Genomic DNA, 20,338 nt, shown 5'->3' on the forward strand with positions numbered 1-20,338 from the left:
CTCTTTTGCGGCAGCAGCGGCGCGATAATCTTCCATTCGGCATCGGTCAGTTCGTGACGGCGCATATTCAGTCTCCTTTCCAGGAGAGTGAATCAAATCAGGCGACCGGCGTGAACCCGCTTATGAGAATACGGCCTAGCGGCATTGAAAGCCATTCGTTAAGCTGCCGGGCAGCGGATCGAGAGGCGTGTTTATAACAGCGAGGTGCTCGACGGCTCGTGGATACCCGCCGTTCTTGGGCGAAAGCGAACCGGGTCTGCTGACCCTCCACCTATGATCGGTAAGATCCCCGGAATACCGAGCATATCCGCGACGGGCGATTTCACGCCAAAGCACTCGCGGCTTCATCAGGAGTGGAGAGCAAGAGGGGATCAACACCTACTGAAATCGGTTGATTCTTCAAGGCCTGATTCTCAGAAGGCGCAGCTTCCGGTCACGGCTGATCATGTTGCAAAATTGCGCCACTTCGGTCTCTAGAAAAGGGAAATCGATTGCTATTAGAGATAAAAAAGAATTATCCTTTAATAGCATTTTGCCACTATATAGCGCTGGTGCGCTTCAAGGAGACCATACATGCCACAGTCCCCGGACTTTACCCCCTCGATACCCTCCGGAAATTCCTATTTCCAGCAGACAAGCAGTTTTTCCAGCCTCTGATAACTCAAACTACTACTTAGCCGGATCGACCTCGACCGCTGCAAACAACAGTTTCTTCACCCGCAACGGCTCCGATATTTTGAAGGGTTTCGATGGAAACGATACGCTCTTTTCCGGAGGAGGAAGAGACATCGTCGAGGGTGGCGGTGATAACGATTTCATCTCCGGTGAGGGAGGAGATGATTTTCTTTATGGAGACTATAGAACAGAAAGCCCGTTTGCATCTGGTGACGATAGCATCCACGGCGGAGCCGGTAACGATTACCTCTTCGGTGCCGGAGGCGACGATCAACTATATGGCGGCACCGGCAATGATACTCTAGAAGGCGGAACTGGCTCCGATTTGCTCCGTGGCGATAGTGGATCGGATACTTTCGTATTTGATTTTTCAACCGAATCTCTGAACAGCGATGATATAGATACTATAATTGATTTTTCTTCTACTTTTGATACAATAATTTTTACCAATACACCGGCGGACATCGAATATATCCCAATTGATGCTTCGGTTTACGGTGGCGAAGGAACGATAGTGGTCGCATATAGTAGCAGCGAAGACTTATCTACTTTGGTATATTTACAAAATTTTTATGGCTAGATCGCGATGGATGCCGGTATTTATCGGCACTGGCAGCTAATCTAAAACCTATCAGATCTATCGCAGGAGGAAATAACTCGGCTCCTCCTGTGATAGCTGATCCTCCGGCGTTAGAAGCGCTTCCTAATATTGACTTCAGAAGTTTTACGACTCAAAAAGAGATAAAATTGCCACTTTAGATATAAAATTACCTGTTTATAAAGCTTGGCTCCCCAACATATTCTGAGTAGCAACGGAGCCCGCAATGTACATCAACATTATTAGCAATGGTTACGCGTTCAAGCTGTACGGTCCAAACGCGAGTCAACGGGCCCTTACCAGCGCATCCGGTCTCGATGGCGCAAACTCGGTTTCCTCCACAGACCAATCCGCCTATGATCCCGTCGGTCCGGTAGCGAGTTCGAAGACCGCCCAGCTCACGGCAAGTGAGCGAGCGGAAATGGTCGAATGGGCAGGCACAGTCATCGATGCGATTTCTGAAGTTCGGGACACGAAGATCGCGCCGAAAATTGCCGAAGCAAGAGCTGCGCTTGAGCGTGAATTGAAACGTCCGCTCGGTGAAAATGAGAGATACACGACGCTGAACGACTCGGAATTGATGAGCCTTAGCCCTGAGACCTCGGAGGCTGCGCTCGACTCGTTTTACGCCAAATTCCTGTTTGGAATGGCGACATCGAAGCCCTCGGTTGTTCAGACCGGTACCGTCGTCTCATTCGAGGACGGGAAACCGGTAACACGTAACGGCTTTGAGTCCCTTGAAGAAGGCATAGAGTTCCTCACGAGAATGCAGATGAGTGGCATCAGGGGAAGTATGACGACTGGTGGCTATGTCAGCCAGTACATGAATGAAGCGCTCTCATCCTCTAGCGCTACAGACCTAAATGCTCTGCAAGACGCGCTGTATCAATACAATATGGAGCGCTTTATCAGCGGCGAAATGACAGTCTTCGTGGATGCTCAGAGAGCTGCCACGTCATTCTGAGGACCCAGCCGGAAGATAAATCACGCTGGGCTTGTTTAGAACCTCAGCCCGGCATCGTGCTACCGATCGAACGGCGGTTGCCGACGCTTGCAATGAACGCGTCGATGTTCGGCGTCTCCGGCAACCAATTCGCGTCGGGAAAACGCAGCGCCAGATAGTCGTGGGCGGTCACCACGCTGATTTCGGCAAGGCCTATCGCGCTCGTCGAAAGATCCTCGGTCATGCCTTCCAAACGCTTGAGCCCGTTCGACATCGAACGCCTGCGGCGCAGGCCCATTTCGGAACCGTCGAAGGCCGGATCGCCGAATTCCCCGGACACGATCTTGCGCCCGTTCAACATATAGACGGCTGCATCGAATACGCCGAAGGCAAGTCCGGTGATCTCGTAATCCGTCGTCGTCATCGTCTTGAGGTGCGAGCCCTCCGGTGCGATGTCGGCGGCATGGGTCGCGATGATCAGCGCTTCGGTGAGGATCGTGCCGTCGTCGAGTTCGAGTGTCGGAATCCGCTGGGCCGGATTGCGATCGACGAGCCGATCCGGGCTTTCCCACTGGTTGACCATGTCGATCTCGACAGAGGCCCCGGCCTCGATAAGCATCGCATGAGCGACGCGCGCGAAGGGTGACGTGTTGTTCTTGAAGAGCTTCATAACATCCCGTCCCAGCTAGACTTGCGGCAGGGGCAGATAGCGCGAAGCCTGTGAAAGCAACCTTTCACGGTCTCAGAGTGGCTCTTGTAGACTTCTGACATCAAGATGCATGAGACATCCGCTCAGCATTTTACTGATATCTCGCAAGTGGTTGAGAGACGAGAGAAACCGCCGGGGGTCGAGCCAGACATCTCGAACGATGGCTGTCACGAGTGGATCGGCTCGGCCGTGAACTTGCCGCCCTGATAGACCGCATCTGGCGCGTCGGGGGACGGTCGCTCCATCGCGGCGTCGATCTTCTTGCGATAGACTTCCGAATTGTCCTTCGGTCGCCAGCCGAGATAGGCGATGGCGGAATTGTCCCACCAGCGGGCGTCGTTATCTGAGACGCCCCAGATCACCGGGCAGCCGAGGCGGGGAACGCGGAAGACGCATTCGATGAGCGAGACGAAGTCGTTCGGGCTCATCCATGTCGAGAGCATACGGTGATCGCGCGGCTCCGGGAAACAGGAGCCGATGCGCACCAGCGCCGTCTCCTGGCCGAACTTGTCGTGGTAGAGGTTCGCCACCGCTTCGCCGAAGCATTTCGAGACGCCGTAGAGCCCGTCCGGCCGCATCGGCACGTCGTTGGTGAGCGGCGTATCCTGGGTATAGTAGCCGATCGTGTGGTTGGAGCTGGCAAAGACGATGCGCGGCATGCCGGCGACGCGGGCGGCTTCGTAGAGATTGTAGACGCCGGTTATATTAGCCGGGAGGATCGTGTCGAAACTCTTCTCGACCGAAACGCCGCCAAGATGGAGAATGCCGTCACAGCCCTCGACCAACGCCTGAACGGCGTCACGGTCGGCGAGATCGCAAGGCACGATCTCCTCGTTTTCAGCGGCCGCACCGAGATCGACGACATCGGAGAGCCGGACCGTCTGTGCCACATGAAAGAGGCGGTTACGGAGGAGCGTGCCGAGCCCGCCGCCCGCACCGGTGATGAGAAGTCTTTCAAGCATGCCTTGCCTATTGGAAGAGATTTGGAAGCGCCAGCGAGATGGCGGGGACGTAGGTGGTGAGCATCAGGGCGACGAGGATCGCGAGGTAGAACGGCCAGATCGTCTTCACGGCCTGTTCGATCTTCACCCCGCCGATGACGCAGCCGACGAAGAGGCAGGCCCCCACCGGCGGCGTGCAGAGGCCAAGGCCGAGATTCATCATCATCACGATGCCGAACTGGATCGGGTCCATGCCAAGATCGCGCACGACGGGCAGGAAGATCGGCGTGCAGATGAGAATGAGGGCCGCCATGTCCATGATCATGCCGAGGGCGAGCAGAATCACGTTGAGCATGAGGAGGATGACGATCGGATTGTCCGAGATCGCCGTCAGCGATCCGGCGAGCGTCTCCGGCACGCGGTAGAGCGCGAGAAGATAGGCGAAGGCGGAAGCCGTCGCGACGAGGATCATGACGAGGCTCGTCGTCTTCACCGAGTTGAGGACGGCCGCCTTGAACCCCTCCCATGAGAGTTCGCGGTAGACGAGCACTGTGACGAGAAGCGCGTAAATCGCCCCGAAGGCACCGGATTCGGTGACGGTCATGATGCCGGAGAGGACGCCGCCGACGATGATGACGGCGGTGAAGAGCCCCGGAATGGCGACCACGAAGCTTGTCGCGAGAGCCGCAAAGCCGGGAAACTTCTCGCCACCATAGCCGCGCTTCACCGCGACGATATAGGCCGCGATCGCGAGACAGACGCACATCAGGACACCGGGAACGACGCCCGCTATGAAGAGCTGCGAGACCGAGACACCGCCGGCGGCCACGGAAAACAGGATCATGTTGTGGGACGGCGGAATGACGACGCCGGCGACCGAGGAGGTGACGGTGACGTTCACCGCATAGTCCGCGTCGTAACCCTTCTCCTTCATCACCGGCATCAGGATCGAGCCGAGCGCGGAGGTATCGGCGACGGCCGATCCGGAAATTCCGCCGAAGAGCATGGATGCCGAGACGTTAACGAGGCCGAGACCGCCCCTCAGCGCCCCGACGGCGGCCGCCGCGAGACGCACGAGTCGGGCCGCGATGCCGCCCTGCATCATCAGATCGCCGGCAAAGATGAAGAACGGGATCGCGAGCAGCGAGAAGACCGAGATCCCCGACATGATCCGCTGGAAGGCGACGAAGAGCGGGATGCCCTCGTAGATGAAGCCCGCAATGGTCGCGAGGCCCAGGGCGAAGGCGACCGGCACGCCAGCGATCATCGCGGCGAAGAAGGTGCCGAAGAGAAGAATGAGGCCCATTCAGCCGGACTTTCGGGTGAGGTTGAAAACGTGGATCGCGAGCTTTGCGAGGGCGAAGACCACCACCAGCGCTCCGCAGAGGCTGAGCGGCATGCCGCGCCAGCCTTCCGAAACGCCCAGCATGGGAACGGTGCGGCGGACATTGTTGAGGGCCAGCGTCGCGCCGTACCACGCCATGTAGCCGCCGAAGATCAGGAGACCGACATCGGTGAGGACGCGAAGCACATCGCGCAGCAGGCTTGGCATCGCCTCGCGAACGAAGTCGATCGACAGATGGGTGGAGCGCCAGACACCCGCCGCCGCACCCAGAAAGGTGATCCAGACGATGAGGAGGAGAGCGGCCTGCTCGACCCAGGTGGGCGTGTTGTTGAGGACGTAGCGCCCAAAGACCAGCCAGCCGAAGATCGCGATCAGGATCACCATCATCACGCCGGCGATCGCCATACAGGCTGACGCGATCCAGTCGAGGCCGTGCTTCACACGCGCGAGCGGGGTCGGCAGGCGCATCTCCGCCTCAGGTTCTGCGGAAGACAGCGGGGCGTGGCTCATGGTCGGCTGCCGAATGGTGAAAGACAAAGGGCCGTTGCGACGGTTAGCACGCCGCAACGGGGCACAGAGGATGACCTGCGGAATGAAGTGCGACCGCCCGCCTCGTTTCGGGCAGCCGCAAGCCGTGGAGAAAGGCTCAGCCTTCCGCCGGCGTCGACTGGATATCGTCGACGAGCGACTTCAGATCCGGATTGCTTTCAAGGAAGCCGTCATAAACGGGCTTCATCATGTCCTGGAAGGCGGCCTTGTCGGCAATCTCGTTGATCTCGACGCCAGCTTCCTCGACCTTCGCCCGGCTTTCCTTCTCGCGCTCGGCCCAGAGACGGCGCTGCTCCTCGGCGGCCTCGATCGCAGCCGTTCGGACGATTTCCTGATCTTCTTCCGAAAGCGAATCCCAGCTCGCTTTCGAGATGCAGACGCATTCCGGCAGGATCAGATGTTCGGTCAGGGAATAATACTTCGCGACCTCGTAGTGATTGGAGCTTTCGAAGGACGGAAAATTGTTCTCCGCTCCGTCGAGCACGCCAGTCTTGATCGACTGGTAGACCTCGCCATAGGCCATGGGCGTCGCATTGCCACCGAGCTCGTCGACCATGTCGACATAGAGCTGGTTGTTCATGACGCGTATCTTCAGCCCGTCGAGGTCGGCGGGCTGCTGGATCGGGCGCTGGGTGTCGTAGAAGGAGCGCGCGCCGGAATCGAACCAGGAGAGCGCGATGATGCCTTCCTCGGACATGTTGTCAGAGAAACGCTTGCCGATCTCGCCGTCCATCACCGCATGCATCTGGTCGACGCCGGTGAAGAGGAAGGGCAGCGAGAGGACGTTGATCGAGGGCACGAACTCGCCCATCGGGCCGAGATTGAAGTTCGCGAAATCGAGCGCGCCGTTGCGCACCTGATCGATCGCGTCCGGCTGATCGCCAAGAACGGCGTTGGAGAAGACTTCGGCCGTCACGCGGCCTTCGGTCCGGTCGGTGACGTCTTTTGCGAATTTTTCCAGCGCGACGGTATTCGGATAGCCTTCCGGATGGATGTTCCAGCCGCGCCAGTCGGCGGCGTTCGCGGCAGAGGCGAAGGTCAGTGCCGCGGCGCCAGCGAGCATCGTCGTGCGCATGAGGGCGTGTAGGGTCATGTCGATGTTCCTCCCGATGAAAAAGTCCGACTATTGTCAGATGGCTTTCGAAGCGACATGATGCATTCATCATACAAGTTGTCAAGCGGATGGCGGGTACCGTTCCTGCCGGGAGTAGGATAAGCCGGGGACGCGGGACGGGTGCCGGAAGGAGGCGGGCGGTGAGCGTAATTCAGACGAGAGAAAACGGCGCCAGAACGGAGCGGCGAACCGGCACGCGCCGGGGCAATCTCGTGACGAAGGTCAGCGACGACCTGCGCCAGATCATCCTCTCGGGCCGCTTTCCCATCGGCCAGAAACTGCCGAGCGAGGCGGCACTCACCGCGCAATACGACGTCAGCCGCACGGTGATCCGCGAGGCGATCGCGTTCCTGCGCTCCGACGGTCTGGTGGAGTCGCGACAGGGCGCGGGCGTCTTCGTCATCGCGACGAACGCCCCGAACTCGCCAGGCTTCAACGGCGTGGACCCATCGCGCATCAGCTCCGTCATCGAGATCCTCGAGCTTCGCGCAGCCCTTGAGATCGAGGCGGCCGGGCTTGCCAGCCAGCGCCGTTCGCCCGCCCAGGATGAGGCGATCCACGAGGGCTGCGAGGCGATCGAGACGCTAATCACTGCCGGCGAGGCGACGACGGATGCCGATTTCGAGCTCCATCTTGCCATCGCAGATGCGACGAACAACGGCCGCTTCCGCGAATTTCTCGAAATGCTGGGGCACGGGGTCATCCCGCGCCGTGCCCTCCAGGACGATCGTCATGAGCGAACGCCGGCGGACTATCTTCACCAGATCCAGGCCGAGCACCGGCTGATCGCCAACGCGATCTCCGCGCAGGACGAGACGGCGGCACGGGAGGCCATGCGCCAACACCTGAAGGGCAGTCAGTCGCGCTACCGCCGCCTTCTTCGCCGCGTATGAGCCTCCGGACCAGCGCCGGTTCGCACCAACTTATCATACAGGTTGTTGACAGAGGCATGCGACGATTTATGATCGCCGCTGACCCGATTCTCCGACTTGGACCGCTCTTCCATGGACCCGCAAGCTCTCAAAGCCGCCCTCGGTGCCGGCCTCCTCTCCTTCCCGGTCACCGCTTTCGATGGAGAGGGCCGCTTCACGGAAGGGCCCTACCGCAAGCACATCGAATGGCTTTCGGGATTTCCGGCCGCCGCGCTCTTCGCCGCCGGCGGGACGGGCGAATTCTTCTCGCTCTCTCCAGAGGAAGTCCCTGCCATCGTGAGGGCCGCCAAATCGGCATCCGGGGATACCCCGATCATATCCGGCTGCGGCTACGGGACGACGATCGCCGTCGATCTCGCCAAGGCTGCCGAGGAGGCGGGAGCCGACGGCATCCTGCTCCTGCCCCATTATCTCATCGATGCGCCACAGGAAGGCCTTTACGCCCATGTGAAGGCGGTCTGCGATGCCGTCTCCATCGGCGTCATGGTCTATAATCGCGACAATGCGATCCTTCAGGCGGACACCCTGATGCGGCTTTGCGAAGCCTGCCCCAATCTCGTGGGCTTCAAGGACGGTTCGGGCGATATCGGCCTCGTGCGCCAGATCACCGCAACAGCGGGCGACCGGCTCACCTATCTCGGCGGCATGCCGACCGCCGAACTCTTCGCCGACGCCTATCTCGGCGCGGGTTTCACCACTTATTCCTCGGCCGTCTTCAACTTCGTGCCGGCGCTCGCGATCGACTTCTACGACAATCTGCGCGCCGGAAACCGCGCCCGCACCGAGACGATCCTGAAGGAGTTCTTCTATCCCTTCATGGCGATCCGCAACCGGCAGAAGGGCTATGCGGTTTCGGCCATCAAGGCCGGCGTCCGGCTCGCCGGCTTCGAGGCCGGCGGGGTGCGCCCGCCCCTCACCGATCTCACCGGCGAGGAAGAAGCCATGCTGAAAGACCTGATCGAGCGCGCCAAGACCCTATGAAGATCACCTCCGTCGCAACGCATATCCTCGACCACAAGCTCGACACGCCCTTCGAAAGCGCCTCCATGCGCTTCGACCGGCGGCAGCACTGCCTCGTCGAGATCACTTGCGACGACGGCACCACCGGCTGGGGTGAATGCCTCGGACCGGCGCTCCCCAATGCGGCAATCGTGAAAGCCTACAGCGCGCGCCTGATCGGCCGCGATCCGCTGGAGACCGAAAAGCTCTGGCAGGAACTCTACAACCTCTTCCGAGACCAGGGCCAGCGAGGCCTCGCGGTGACGGCGCTCTCCGGCATCGACGTCGCGCTCTGGGATATCAAGGGCAAGCGCTTCGGCGTTTCCGTCGCGACGCTGCTCGGCGGGCGGATACGCGAGAGCGTGAAGGCCTATGCCACCGGCTCCTTCCGCCGCGACGGCGTCGACCGGGTGAGTGACAATGCGGAGGAATGCGCCGCCCATATCGCGGCGGGCTTCCACGCCGTGAAGATCAAGATCGGCTTCGGCGTCCCGCAGGATCTCGAAGTCATCAAGGCCGTGCGCGAATCGATCGGACCGGACGCGCGGCTGATGGTCGATGCCAATCACGGCTATGACGTGATGGAGGCGATCCGCCTCGGCAAGGCGGCGGCGGACTACGACATCGACTGGCTGGAAGAGCCGGTGATCCCTGAACAGCTCGGAGCCTATCGCGCGGTCCGCGCCGGCCAGCCGATCCCGGTCGCCGGCGGCGAGACATGGCACGGCCGCTTCGGCTTCAAAGAGCCTTTCGAGACGCGGGCGATCGACATCGCCCAGCCCGATCTCTGCGGCGTCGGCGGCTTCACCGAAATGCGCCGGGTCGCCGATATGGCCGCGCTCCACGGCGTGCGGCTGGTCCCCCATGTCTGGGGGACGGCCGTCCAGATCGCGGCGTCCCTGCAATTCTGCGCGTCGCTCCTGCCCGATCCGCCGCGCCGTGACGCAATCGCGCCGATCTTCGAATTCGACCGCACGCCGAACCCGTTCCGTCAGGCGATCGCGGCAACGCCCTTCGAGCATGAGAACGGCATGCTCTCGATCCCCGACCGTCCCGGCATCGGCTTCGAGCCGAACCGCGACGCGATCGAGGAGTTCCGCATGAAGGACGCGACATGACGATCGAGCGGATCTATACCGGCAAAAAGCCCGCAATACGCCTGCCCAAGGGCACCGTGGACACCCAGACCCACATGTTCCTGCCCGGCTTTCCGGCGATCGATCCCGGCCCGCCTTTGCCAGAAGGTCTGCCGAGCCCGGACGATTATCGGAGAGTGATGGACTGGCTCGGCATCGACCGTGTCGTCGTCACCCAAGGCAACGCCCATCAGGGCGACAACGAGAACCTCCTCGCCTGCCTCGCCGACATGGGCGATGTGGCGCGCGGCGTCGCGGTTATCGACGGCACGACCTCGGACATGGAGCTTCAACGGCTGCATGATGGCGGGGTGCGCGGGGCGCGGATCATGGACCTGCCCGGCGGCGCGGTCGGTCTCGAAGGTCTCGAAGCGGTAGACGCGAAAGCCAAAGCGATGGACTGGGTCGTCGCGGTTCAGTTCGACGGCAGCCACATCCTCGATCACATGCCGCGTCTCATCGCCATTGAAAGCCGCTTCATCATCGACCATCACGGCAAGTTCTTCTCCGGCACCACGCCGGATTCGGCGGAAATCGCCGCCGTCAAAAGCCTGATCGACCGCGGCAATTGCTGGTTCAAATTCGCTGGCTGCTATGAATCCTCGAAAACCGGCGGCCCCGACTATCCCGACATCGCCGCCATCTCCCGCGATCTCGCTGCCCACGCCCCGGAACGCATCCTCTGGGGCACGAATTGGCCCCACAATCTCGCCAAGACCACCGCCGAATACCCAAACGACGCAGCCCTTCTCGATACCGTTCTCGGCTGGATTGAGAGCGAAGCGGACCGCAAGACGATTCTGGTTGATAATCCGGAGAGCCTGTTCGGTTTCTCTTAAGTCCCGTGTTTTCGAGCTCGTGTGACCGAAGCGTCTGCCAATAGACGCGACCAACACATTCCCGCTTGCACAGAAGCGTCAGCGCTTGCCGGCAATCGCCGCGATGTCGGCCGTCGGATAAACGTCGTCTCATCTGAGGCACGTATTGGACTTTTGCCGATCGACCCGTTCCCATCCGATTGCACCAATCACCAAGCATTCGACGCTCGAGGCTACGGAAACCGCGGTCGAAGACGGTCCGGGATGATGGGGTCTGAAGTGGCGAGCGAGCGGTTCTTACCAGAGGTTTAGCGCCTCTCGCCGCTCACACGCGGGTTTCGTCTCTATGCACAGACACATGCTCAATGGCTTTGCAGGCCATAGTATCGGAGGGTGTCGCGGTCTTCTGGCAGAGGACCGAATTCCGGGTCGGCCGTTTTTTCCACCTCCAGGCGAGTCTGCAAGGCAGCGTAATCAGTGTCGATCCCGTGCTCGGCAAGAATGCGGTTGTGAGCAGCTCAATAATAGGGTTCTTGGCGCTCAATGATAACATGAGATACAATGTAATGACTTGAGATAGCAAAGGTTTCCATCAACCGAATATTAGTTCCTGAACAGCAAACATGGCGTCTGCTTGGGGTATTTTGCGTTTTGGAGGTTGCGCAATGAGCGAGAGACGGCAGGAGCCGCGCCATCGGGTCAGATTTCGGCAAGCGATAGTCGCGAACACGAACCGGCGTTATATCGAAGGCGCGTCGTTCAAGGATCTTTCCAAGTCGGGCGCGCGGCTGCGCCGGCTTGTGAATACCGATCGTCTTCCACAAGAGATAACGTTGTTCGACGTTTCGGAGCGGACCTGTTGCTTCGCAAAGGTCGCATGGATTACGGCGGTCGAAATGGGCCTGCGCTTCAAGGGAAAGCTCTGCAGCGTGGGGGAGCCTGAAATGGCTGCGCTCATCGCAGCGGATATGGCACCCAAAGAAGATCGCGCGCCACTCGCGAACCCCGCCGAGAAACGACGTTCGACGCGACGCAAGACGAGGCTCAGACCCGTGGTGCTTTCGACATTCGATACCCAAAACGTCGAAGACGGGATGATGCTTGATGTTTCGGATGGCGGCGCGCGCTTGAAGCTCTTCCGGGAGCGCGATTTGCCCACCTTTCTCGTCCTGTTCGACGAGATCGAAAAGCAGACCCGCCGCGTCAAAGTGGTCTGGAAAAACAAGACCGAATTGGGCGTCAGCTACATCCAGGCCCAATAAGATTCCGAAAACCGCCAAGGCGACAGTATTTGAAGGTCAGAAGCCTCCGGCACTGATTACAGCCGTTCCGGCAAGGCCGAATGCGAGCGTGCGAAACCGTCTCACGGAGAAATGCACTTCTAGACCCATTCGGAGGGTCTGCAGAGCGTTTCACGTTTTAGATCATGAGGTTGAAGCTCTGAGGGAACAGGCTCGCTCAAGCTGATATCGCAAGCATTTCCATGCTTTCTCGCAGGGCATCGGGAAAACGAAGAGGACCCGTCGGCTTCTTGGGAAACGACGGGTCTTTTGCGTTCCTGAGATTCTGCGAAGTCGCCATAGTTCGCCCCCAGAGGGTTATGAGGGCGGATTCTTTCACGGAACCTTCCGGGGCTCCGTCTTCTCGCCCATCCTTTACGAACTGCCGCGTGATCGCCGCCCCAGCCTTACGCCGCCGTTGGCAGCTTGTCCGCAATCGCGGCAATGGCATCGATGATCGCCCTGTCGGTGGAGCGAGACTTGACGATCTCGAAGTCGGCACGAGCCTCGCGCAGCAGGATATCCTCGGAGGATAGCAGCAAGGTGGGAAGCGACTGCCCGGTACCGCTGAGATCGGACAGGAAATCATCCGCGGTCCCATCGGGGAAGTGGCCATCCAGGATCAGGAAGTCGAAGTCGCCAAGCTGAATTTTCTCTCGCGCCTCGTTCAAGCATGTCACGCGCGTCAGTTCGGCTTTGCCGCGGACCATGGCACGCAGGATCTCGGCAAAATCGTCATCCGCTTCCACATGCAGGCCATGGGCCAGCCGTGGGGCATGCGCGTGAACCGCGTCAGCGTTCTCCGTTTGCACTGAAAGCGGTTCGAGCGAAGAGACGGCGAGCGGCAGTTCAAACCAGAAGACGGCGCCGGCGTCCTCAGTGTTATAATAGCCAATCTCGCCGTCCATACGGTCGATGATCGCCTTGCAGATGCTGAGACCGAGCCCGGTCCCACCTTTCGCCCGTGTCGACGATGAGTCCGCTTGGCTGAAGCGCTCGAAGATCTTCGTCCTGAACTCCGGCGGCACACCTGACCCTTCGTCGGTCACCGTAAAGCGTGCCATTCCGTGTCTGCGTTCGAGCCCCAGATGGATCGTGCCGCCGGCGGGAGAGAACTTCGCGGCGTTGGATAACAGATTGACGAGAACCTGCTGGACCCTGTGTGCGTCGACATCGACCAGAAGCTCGTCTTCACGCGCCGCGAGAATGACGCTGGCTTCGGCCTTTTCGAAGATCGGTTGAAGCGTATCGATTGCTTCGCGAACAAGCGCGTTGAGGCTGTGCGTCTCCCTTTCAAGGGGAATGGCCCCCGACGTGATCTTCTCGATATCGAGAATGTCGTTGATGAGGTTGACCAGACGCTCGCAGTTGTTGTGAGCGATGCGAAGAAGCTTCTCGGTATTGGGCGCCAGAGTGGCGGCTTGTGCGCCGAGAACGAGACCGAGCGAACCGCGGATCGATGTCAGCGGCGTTCGAAGCTCGTGGCTGACGGTGGCGACGAACTCGCTCTTCAGCCGCTCGACCTCCTTGCGGTCGTTGATGTCCTGGAACTGCAGAATGGCATAGCCGAGATCCGAACAGTCCGGGCTCGGAGCGACGAAGGACAGGCTCAAAAGGCACCAGATCAAACGGCCGTCGCGATGCTTGACGCGGATTTCGGTCAGATGACGGCTGCTTTCGCCGGAAAAGAGACTGCCGAGGAGAGTTCGGATCTGCTCGCAATCGTCGGGATGGACGATTGAGCAGATCCGCTGACCGTTGAGATCGTCGATTTCGTAGCCGGTGAGATCTCGGAACGAGGCATTGATTTGCAGCCAGTCGGCCGTTGTGTCCATCAGCGCCATACCCACAGGCGCATTCTCGATCGTCGTTCTCAAACGTTCCCTGGTCGAGCGCAACCCGGCTTCGGCTTCCTTGAGCTCTGATACATCCATCTGGATGCCGACCATCCGCAGGGCTTTCCCATCGGCAGATCGCTCGTTGATCGTCGCGTCCGAGCGCAGCCATATCCAATGTCCATCGGCATGCCGGAATCGATATTCGCATTCCGATCGAGCTGTCAGCCCATCCATGCAAGCCTTGTCGGCCGCCATCAGGCTGGGCTTGTCCTCGGGATGGATGCGCGACAGCCATTCCGCCTGCGCATCGATCTCGGCGTCGACATCAAAGCCGAGCATCGTCTTCCAGGTGTGCGATACAAAGGATCGTCCGGTTGTGAGATCGATATCGAAGACACCGAGTTCGGCGCCCTCCATCGCATGGCTGAGGCGCTCTTCACTGAGCTCCAGAGCTGCGGCGACACGGCTCGCCACCGTGATGTCGCGGATAATCAGCGTCGTGCGGAGCTGGCCCTGTTCCGTCTTCCACGCGTTCTGTTGCAGGTCCAAAACGATTTCTGCACCCGATCTCGTCCTGGCCCGTAGCGCCGGAGTGATCCCGAAGAGGAGATGAGTGGGCGAGGTCGTACAGCTTTTTCCCTGCTTCGGCTGCCGCTCTTTGGAGGCTTCGAGATCGACCAGATCGCCGATCTCCCGCCCGAGAAGTTCACCGGCGGAATATTCGAACATGGATTGCGCGGTATCGTTGGCCGACAGAATGCGCTGGTCTTCGTCGAGAACCAGAACACCGACGACCGCGGTATCGATGACGGCGCGGTTTTCTCGCTCGCGGGCCGCGATCTCCTCGGTCTGCTGTTCCACCTGCTGGCGAATTTCCTCGCTGCGCCGCTCATTCGTGTAGAGCAGCCGCCCGAGAAGGAGGGTGATCAAGAGACCACCGATGAGAATGAACAACGGCGCGTAGGTACGCGCGGAGGCTTCGAAGATCGGCGTACTCTGCCAGACGATCGTCCAGTCGCGCTCCATGATGTTGAGCGTCTTCTTCTGGATGAATTGCGCCTCGCCCGAGAGATCCCCAACGGAGGCGGTGCTGCTGTAGATAAGCTGTTCGGCATCCGCCGTGGGACCGTCGTAGACCGAAATGTCGAGGGTGCGCCCCTGGCTCGATGTCAGGCCGGCCAGGAATTTCTTGCCGATGAACGGCGCGTAGACCCAGCCTTGAAACGCCTTACGCCGGTCTTCCACCGTGTCGAGTTTCGCGCCATCGGCATACCAGGGCCTGAGCAGGAGAAAGCCGGGGCTCTTGCTTTCGTCCTGGACCAGAAGAATGCGGCCGGTGATCGTCGGCCGACCTGTGTCACGGGCGTTCGTCGCAGCACGATACCGCTCTTTCTCGAAGGCGATGTCGAGTCCCACAGCCTGCAGGTTCGGCCCAACCGGCTCGATATACTTGATGATGAAAAGATCATCGTTCTGTGTCTGCGGACGAATATTCAGGTCCGGAACGCCATCGGCCTCGACGCGGTTCAGGAATTCCTCGATCCCGTCTCGCTTGATCGGATCGATAATTCCGATCCCGTTGATGCCTTTGAGATTGTCCTCGATCGCCAGCGTTTCGACGAAGCGCGCCCAGTCGGGCAGTGATACATGGTCGGACGCGTGAAGAAGCGCAGCACCGGCGTCCAGGCTGTTTACGTAAGTATCGATCCGGTGATTCAACGCATGCGCGCTGTCATCGACCAGCCGTGCAAAGGCCGTCACCTCGTTCTTATAGGCAATTTCGCTGGTCAGCTTCCACGCGAAGAACGTGGCCAGCAGCGGAAGCAGAAGAACGATCAGGGCGACCGTCTGAAGCCTCGCGATCGGCCTGCCCTTCCATTGCAGGTTCAGCGATCCCTTCGGAGCCAGCATCGCGATCGGCAGAACGGTCAGCACGCCAGCGACGTCGCCACACCACCATGTGAACCAGTTGGATGCCATCTGGTCGGAAGCCATGATCCCCGCGCCTATCAGGACTCCGACGCCGACAGTGGCGCTGATCAGACAGGATACCGGCCCGGCCAATCCGCCCAGCAGGACAGCGTCGGTCAGTTTGTTCAGGCGAAGGGGAATTCCGAAGCGACGCGTGACGAGAGCATAGGCCACCACTGCCTGAAGGCACGATCCCGCAGCAATGCCGCCTGCAATGACAAGGCCAGGACCCACGATCCCATCCGGGGCGAGCGCTCCGCTGTTGATGGCATTGACGAAAAACGAACCCAGAAAAACGCCCGGCCAGAGCTTCGGTCCGGCATATAAAAGGCCAGCGAGCGCAATACCCGATGCCGGCCAGATGAGCGTCGCGTAGCCGGGCGGCACGGCCAGCTGCAACCCGACATATCCGAATATGCCGTACAGAAGGGCGAGAACAGCAATCCCGATGAATCGAGCCGACAAGGTCTTTGAATACGGATGAAAGGGACGCATGCTGAACTCTGACGCTGGCAAGACGTATTTCCGCGAGCGTTACCGACCAGGTCCAATCGAACAGTAAACGCCCGCACAAAACTGCATGCCAATTCGGATTTTTAGTTAACATCAGTTTTCCAAAACAGTGATTAAATCCTTAATATTCAATGTAGAAAATTGTTCTCTTATCTGCTAACCTTTTCTTCTGACTTATCATCCTTAAATTGCATTACGACAATCATTGTATGGCTTAGAGCAATGTCGATCTGGCACTTACTGCTGACAAATCTTGCCCTTGCAGCGCTCGTCGTCATTATTATCGATCATGGCGTCGTTGTGCTGGCGAGGCTGCCATTGCGCCTCCAGTCGTGTTTGAAGGGCGTGCTCATGGGATGCGCGGCCGTCGCAGCCATGGTGATGGTCCCTGCCGTAACAGGCGGCGCAATGGTCGATCTTCGCACGGTCTTTGTCGCGGCCGCGGGCTTTTTCTGCGGGCCGCTGGCAGGAGCGATCAGCACCGTGATCGCCGTCGCATTTCGTTTCAGTGTCGGTGGTGAAACGGCCTATGTCGGCGCGATCAACATCGTGCTGGCGTTCGGGGCCGGCATTTCGGCGCGTTACCTCCTCGCGAGCCAGAAGCGACCGCGCTGGGAGCTTCTTGCTTTCGCGCTACCCGTCACGGTCACGAATCTGCTGACCTATTTCGTTCTTCCGTTTTCCGTTGCGCTCGATCTCCTCGCCAGGACGGGCTTGCCTTACCTCTCCCTGAGCTTCGTCGGCGCCCTGTTCATCGGCTATTCCATTCGGTCGATCGAGCGTCGGCACGCACTCGAAAAATCCAACGTGATCTATCGGACAATGGTCGAGCAGTTGCCCGATGCTCTGAATTTCAAGGACACCGACGGACGGTTCATCGTCGCAAACCCGGCAACGGCCCGAAATGTCGGAGCTGAAGATGCGGAAAGCCTGATCGGCAAGACAGATTTCGATCTGCATCCGCGCGAGATCGCGGAACGTTATCACGCGGACGAGATGCGCCTCCTGCAAAACCGGGATATCACCCGGCTGGAACAGCCCTCAGTCTTCGCGAATGGAAGGTCGGGCTGGGTCTCGACGTTGAAGGCACCACTGTTCGACGAGAGAGGAAAAGTCCTCGGGCTGATCACGCATAATCGCGACATCACGCAGGAACGTGCGAACGCCGAGGCGAAGAACGAGTTTATCTCGGTCGTCAGCCACGAACTGCGGACCCCTCTGACTTCGATCCGGGGCGCGCTCGGCCTCCTGCGCTCGGGCAAGCTCGGCTCGTTCGATGCGAAGGCTTCGAGCCTTCTCAAGATTGCGCACACGAATACCGACCGCCTGCTTCTGCTCGTGAACGATATCCTCGATATGGAGAAGATTCAGTCCGGAAAGCTGGAATTCTTGATCCGGCCCGAGTCTTTGGAGCCGCTGGTCGAGCAGGCGATCGCCGCCAGCAACGAATATTGCCCGGACAAGAAGATCGCGATCGAATTCGTCAACGACTTCGAGCAAGCCGTCGCGGACGTGGACCCGGATCGCCTGCATCAGGTGCTGGGAAATCTGCTCTCCAATGCGCTGAAGTTCTCGCCTCAGGCATCGACGGTTACGGTCCGACTCGCCGAGTACGATGGTGTGGCGCGGATTTCCGTTCAGGATCGTGGTCCTGGAATTCCGAAGGACTTCCAGCCCCGGCTCTTCAACAAGTTCGAACAGGCCACATCCGGAGCGACCCGCAATCCGGGCGGAACGGGTCTCGGTCTCTGCATCGCCAAGTCGATCGTGGAAACCATGGGCGGGCGTATCGACTTCGAGACCGCCGACAATATCGGCACCACCTTCCATGTGGAATTGCCACTGAGCAATGCCTCGGTCGGGGCGACCAGCGCTGAGGAGACTTCTGCTTCGGTCGCCGCCTGACCGTCTGCCAAGGCCCGCGGTGCTCGAATGGGCCCAGGATGGCGCAATAAATTGCTTACCATAGGCCGATTTTCCGATCGCCAGAGACGAGATCGTTTACCTGCTGCCAAGGCTTCCATCGATAAGCTTCCATGACGACCGGCGCCGACCCGGTCATAGACGCCATCCGTGAACTGATCCGAAGACGTCACGACCGCACCGCGAACCTTCCTGAGCGGTGATGTCCCAGCTCTTTGTGTGCCAAGAGAATACGCCATGAAGATTTTGTGCATCGACGATGAAGACGACATCCGGGAAATCGCCAAGATGTCCCTTGAGCTTGATCCCGATCTGGAGGTTGCCACCGCATCCTCCGGCGCCATGGCGCTCGAGAAAACCGCCGAGTGGCAGCCCGATCTCATCGTGCTCGACTACATGATGCCCGATATGGATGGCCCTGCGACCTTCGCGCAGCTTCGCTCCCGCCCGAAAACGGCGACAACGCCGATCATCTTCATGACGGCGCGCGCCCAGGCATCGGAGATTGCGACGCTCATGGAACTCGGTGCGGCGGCGGTCATCCCAAAGCCATTCGATCCCCTGACCCTCGCCTCCAGCATCCGCGAGCATCTCTAGACCCGATTTCGGGTCATACTTCCCCGCATTGGCCGATCATCGGCTTTTTCCAAAGCCGTCCGAGCAAACGCGACTGACAGCCCGATCGTGTTTCCAGCATCGGGTGCCGTCATGCCTTGCTGCGACATGGTTGTCAGAGCTTATGCAGCCGAAGCCAGGACGACGCGGTCCCGGCCGTTTCTCTTCGCTTCGTAGAGCGCGTTGTCGGCAATCCGGAAGAGCGTCGCCGCATCGCGATCCTTCGTCCAACGCGCGACCCCAGCGCTGAAACTGACACTCAGCTCGCCCGCTTCATGCTTGATGTGGTTTGCGGAAAACCCTTCGCGGATCCGCTCGATCACGATATGCGCGTATTCCACTTCCGTATCGAGCAGAAGGACGGCGAACTCCTCACCGCCATAGCGCGCGATCACATCCGTCCGCCGGAGGCTGTTGCGCAGCGTGCTGGCGAGAACCTGGATGACGTGGTCGCCAAGCTGGTGGCCGTAGGTGTCGTTCACGGACTTGAAGTGATCGATATCGATCAGGCAGAGCGCGAGCGGCGCGGTCGTGCGGCGCGACCGCTCGATTTCCTTCTCCACCCGGTCCTTGAAACGGGCATGGTTGAGGAGGCCGGTGAGGCCGTCCGATTCCATGAGCTGCCGCAAGGCGAGCGCCCGCATCGCCCGCATCCTGATACGCTCGGCCAGAAGGGCCGGCTGGATCGGCTTGGAGATGAAGTCGTCGCCGCCGATCGAACGGGCGTTCAATTGAACGTCCATATCGCGCTCGCCCGAAAGGAAAACGATCGGTGTCGCCAGCATCGAGCGCGACTGGCGGATCATCGAGGAAACCTCGATACCGTTCGCGGTCGGCATCTGCATGTCCATGACGATGATATCGGGTGGCGCGCTGTCGATCGCCTCGATCACGGTCTCGACTTCGGAGACGATCCGGCAGACCATGCCGCGATCGCGGATCGCCTGGGCATAGACCTCCGAGGCAATCTCGTCGTCATCGACGATCATTACCGAGAAATGCGCGTCCGTGCTGGTCTTGCGCTCGCAGTCGACGAGCCAGGCGCTGAGCTCGACCGGGTTGATTGCCGAGGCCACAGCCATCTGAACCCCGGCCCGTGCCGCAGCAAGACGCGGCTCGAAGTGATGGGGCAGATTGTACATCATCACGTTCGACGTCGCGGATTGCTCGCGGGCCCGGACCAAATCCCGATCATGCTCCGCGTTGATCAGAGTCGCGAGAACCGGATCGCTTGCTGCCGCGAGCTTTCCGTCCTGGGCGGCATAGCCGACCGCCTCGACCAGGCCCGCAGTGCGCTTGAAATCGACCGGATCGTCGGTCACCACGCGCACGATCGGGCGGGACGCGGCGATCGCCTCGTCCGCCGAGGACTTGGAGACGGCATCGCTCCGATCGTTTTCTGGCTGCGTGATCTGGTTCGACATGGCCTATCCGAAGCG

At 59.9% G+C, this 20,338-nt stretch carries 17 protein-coding genes; 10 read left to right on the forward strand and 7 right to left on the reverse strand.

Going from position 1 to position 20,338, the window contains the following annotated elements:
* The 3 genes from ABRA89_RS00005 to ABRA89_RS00015 all read left to right on the forward strand — a co-directional run.
* On the forward strand, positions 1–197 hold a 197-nt coding region (locus tag ABRA89_RS00005), incomplete at its 5' end, for a hypothetical protein (protein ID WP_349939396.1).
* Between the two features lie 248 nt (positions 198–445).
* Positions 446–1,255, forward strand: coding sequence for a calcium-binding protein (locus ABRA89_RS00010; RefSeq protein WP_349939397.1), 810 nt, complete (start codon positions 446–448; stop codon positions 1,253–1,255).
* Between the two features lie 244 nt (positions 1,256–1,499).
* Positions 1,500–2,237, forward strand: coding sequence for a hypothetical protein (locus tag ABRA89_RS00015; RefSeq protein ID WP_349939398.1), 738 nt, complete (start codon positions 1,500–1,502; stop codon positions 2,235–2,237).
* A gap of 43 nt (positions 2,238–2,280) precedes the next feature.
* Here ABRA89_RS00015 and ABRA89_RS00020 read toward each other — a convergent pair whose 3' ends face one another.
* From ABRA89_RS00020 to ABRA89_RS00040, 5 genes are all read right to left on the reverse strand, one after another.
* Positions 2,281–2,886 (reverse strand): glutathione S-transferase N-terminal domain-containing protein, encoded by a 606-nt coding sequence (locus tag ABRA89_RS00020; protein ID WP_349939399.1) that lies wholly within the window; start codon positions 2,884–2,886, stop codon positions 2,281–2,283.
* Positions 2,887–3,092: 206 nt separating this feature from the next.
* Positions 3,093–3,887, reverse strand: coding sequence for an NAD-dependent epimerase/dehydratase family protein (locus tag ABRA89_RS00025; RefSeq protein ID WP_349939400.1), 795 nt, complete (start codon positions 3,885–3,887; stop codon positions 3,093–3,095).
* A gap of 7 nt (positions 3,888–3,894) precedes the next feature.
* Positions 3,895–5,172, reverse strand: coding sequence for a TRAP transporter large permease (locus ABRA89_RS00030; RefSeq protein ID WP_349939401.1), 1,278 nt, complete (start codon positions 5,170–5,172; stop codon positions 3,895–3,897).
* Positions 5,173–5,721, reverse strand: a complete 549-nt coding sequence (locus ABRA89_RS00035) for a TRAP transporter small permease (RefSeq protein WP_349939402.1) — start codon at positions 5,719–5,721, stop codon at positions 5,173–5,175.
* A gap of 136 nt (positions 5,722–5,857) precedes the next feature.
* The gene (locus tag ABRA89_RS00040; protein WP_349939403.1) at positions 5,858–6,853 is read right to left on the reverse strand and encodes a TRAP transporter substrate-binding protein; all 996 of its coding nucleotides are present in this window, start codon (positions 6,851–6,853) and stop codon (positions 5,858–5,860) included.
* Positions 6,854–7,014: 161 nt separating this feature from the next.
* Between ABRA89_RS00040 and ABRA89_RS00045 the strand changes: the two genes are divergently transcribed.
* From ABRA89_RS00045 to ABRA89_RS00065, 5 genes are all read left to right on the forward strand, one after another.
* Positions 7,015–7,767: a FadR/GntR family transcriptional regulator gene (locus ABRA89_RS00045; protein WP_349939404.1), complete on the forward strand. Its 753-nt coding sequence runs from the start codon at positions 7,015–7,017 to the stop codon at positions 7,765–7,767.
* Between the two features lie 111 nt (positions 7,768–7,878).
* Positions 7,879–8,787 carry a 5-dehydro-4-deoxyglucarate dehydratase gene (gene kdgD / locus ABRA89_RS00050; protein WP_349939405.1) on the forward strand — a complete coding sequence of 303 codons (909 nt, stop codon included), beginning with the start codon at positions 7,879–7,881 and terminating at the stop codon, positions 8,785–8,787.
* Positions 8,784–9,923: a mandelate racemase/muconate lactonizing enzyme family protein gene (locus ABRA89_RS00055; protein ID WP_349939406.1), complete on the forward strand. Its 1,140-nt coding sequence runs from the start codon at positions 8,784–8,786 to the stop codon at positions 9,921–9,923. Before kdgD ends, ABRA89_RS00055 begins: the two co-directional genes overlap by 4 nt.
* Positions 9,920–10,780 carry an amidohydrolase family protein gene (locus ABRA89_RS00060; RefSeq protein WP_349939407.1) on the forward strand — a complete coding sequence of 287 codons (861 nt, stop codon included), beginning with the start codon at positions 9,920–9,922 and terminating at the stop codon, positions 10,778–10,780. Before ABRA89_RS00055 ends, ABRA89_RS00060 begins: the two co-directional genes overlap by 4 nt.
* 875 nt (positions 10,781–11,655) lie before the next feature.
* Positions 11,656–12,021, forward strand: coding sequence for a hypothetical protein (locus tag ABRA89_RS00065; RefSeq protein ID WP_349939408.1), 366 nt, complete (start codon positions 11,656–11,658; stop codon positions 12,019–12,021).
* Between the two features lie 425 nt (positions 12,022–12,446).
* On the opposite strand, the gene ABRA89_RS00070 is transcribed toward ABRA89_RS00065, so the two are convergent.
* Positions 12,447–16,313, reverse strand: coding sequence for a CHASE domain-containing protein (locus ABRA89_RS00070; RefSeq protein ID WP_349939409.1), 3,867 nt, complete (start codon positions 16,311–16,313; stop codon positions 12,447–12,449).
* 270 nt (positions 16,314–16,583) lie between these two features.
* Here ABRA89_RS00070 and ABRA89_RS00075 point away from each other — a divergent pair, with 270 nt between their 5' ends.
* Together ABRA89_RS00075 and ABRA89_RS00080 are read left to right on the forward strand one after the other, a co-directional pair.
* A complete protein-coding gene (locus tag ABRA89_RS00075) occupies positions 16,584–18,266 on the forward strand; it encodes an ATP-binding protein (protein ID WP_349939410.1) in 1,683 nt (560 codons plus the stop codon).
* 255 nt (positions 18,267–18,521) lie between these two features.
* Positions 18,522–18,881, forward strand: a complete 360-nt coding sequence (locus ABRA89_RS00080) for a response regulator (protein ID WP_349939411.1) — start codon at positions 18,522–18,524, stop codon at positions 18,879–18,881.
* 140 nt (positions 18,882–19,021) lie between these two features.
* Here ABRA89_RS00080 and ABRA89_RS00085 read toward each other — a convergent pair whose 3' ends face one another.
* Positions 19,022–20,323: a sensor domain-containing diguanylate cyclase gene (locus ABRA89_RS00085; protein ID WP_349939412.1), complete on the reverse strand. Its 1,302-nt coding sequence runs from the start codon at positions 20,321–20,323 to the stop codon at positions 19,022–19,024.
* Positions 20,324–20,338: the final 15 nt, after the last annotated feature.

The sequence above is a fragment of the Fulvimarina thalattae genome (genome assembly GCF_040239565.1).
Classification (GTDB): domain Bacteria; phylum Pseudomonadota; class Alphaproteobacteria; order Rhizobiales; family Rhizobiaceae; genus Fulvimarina.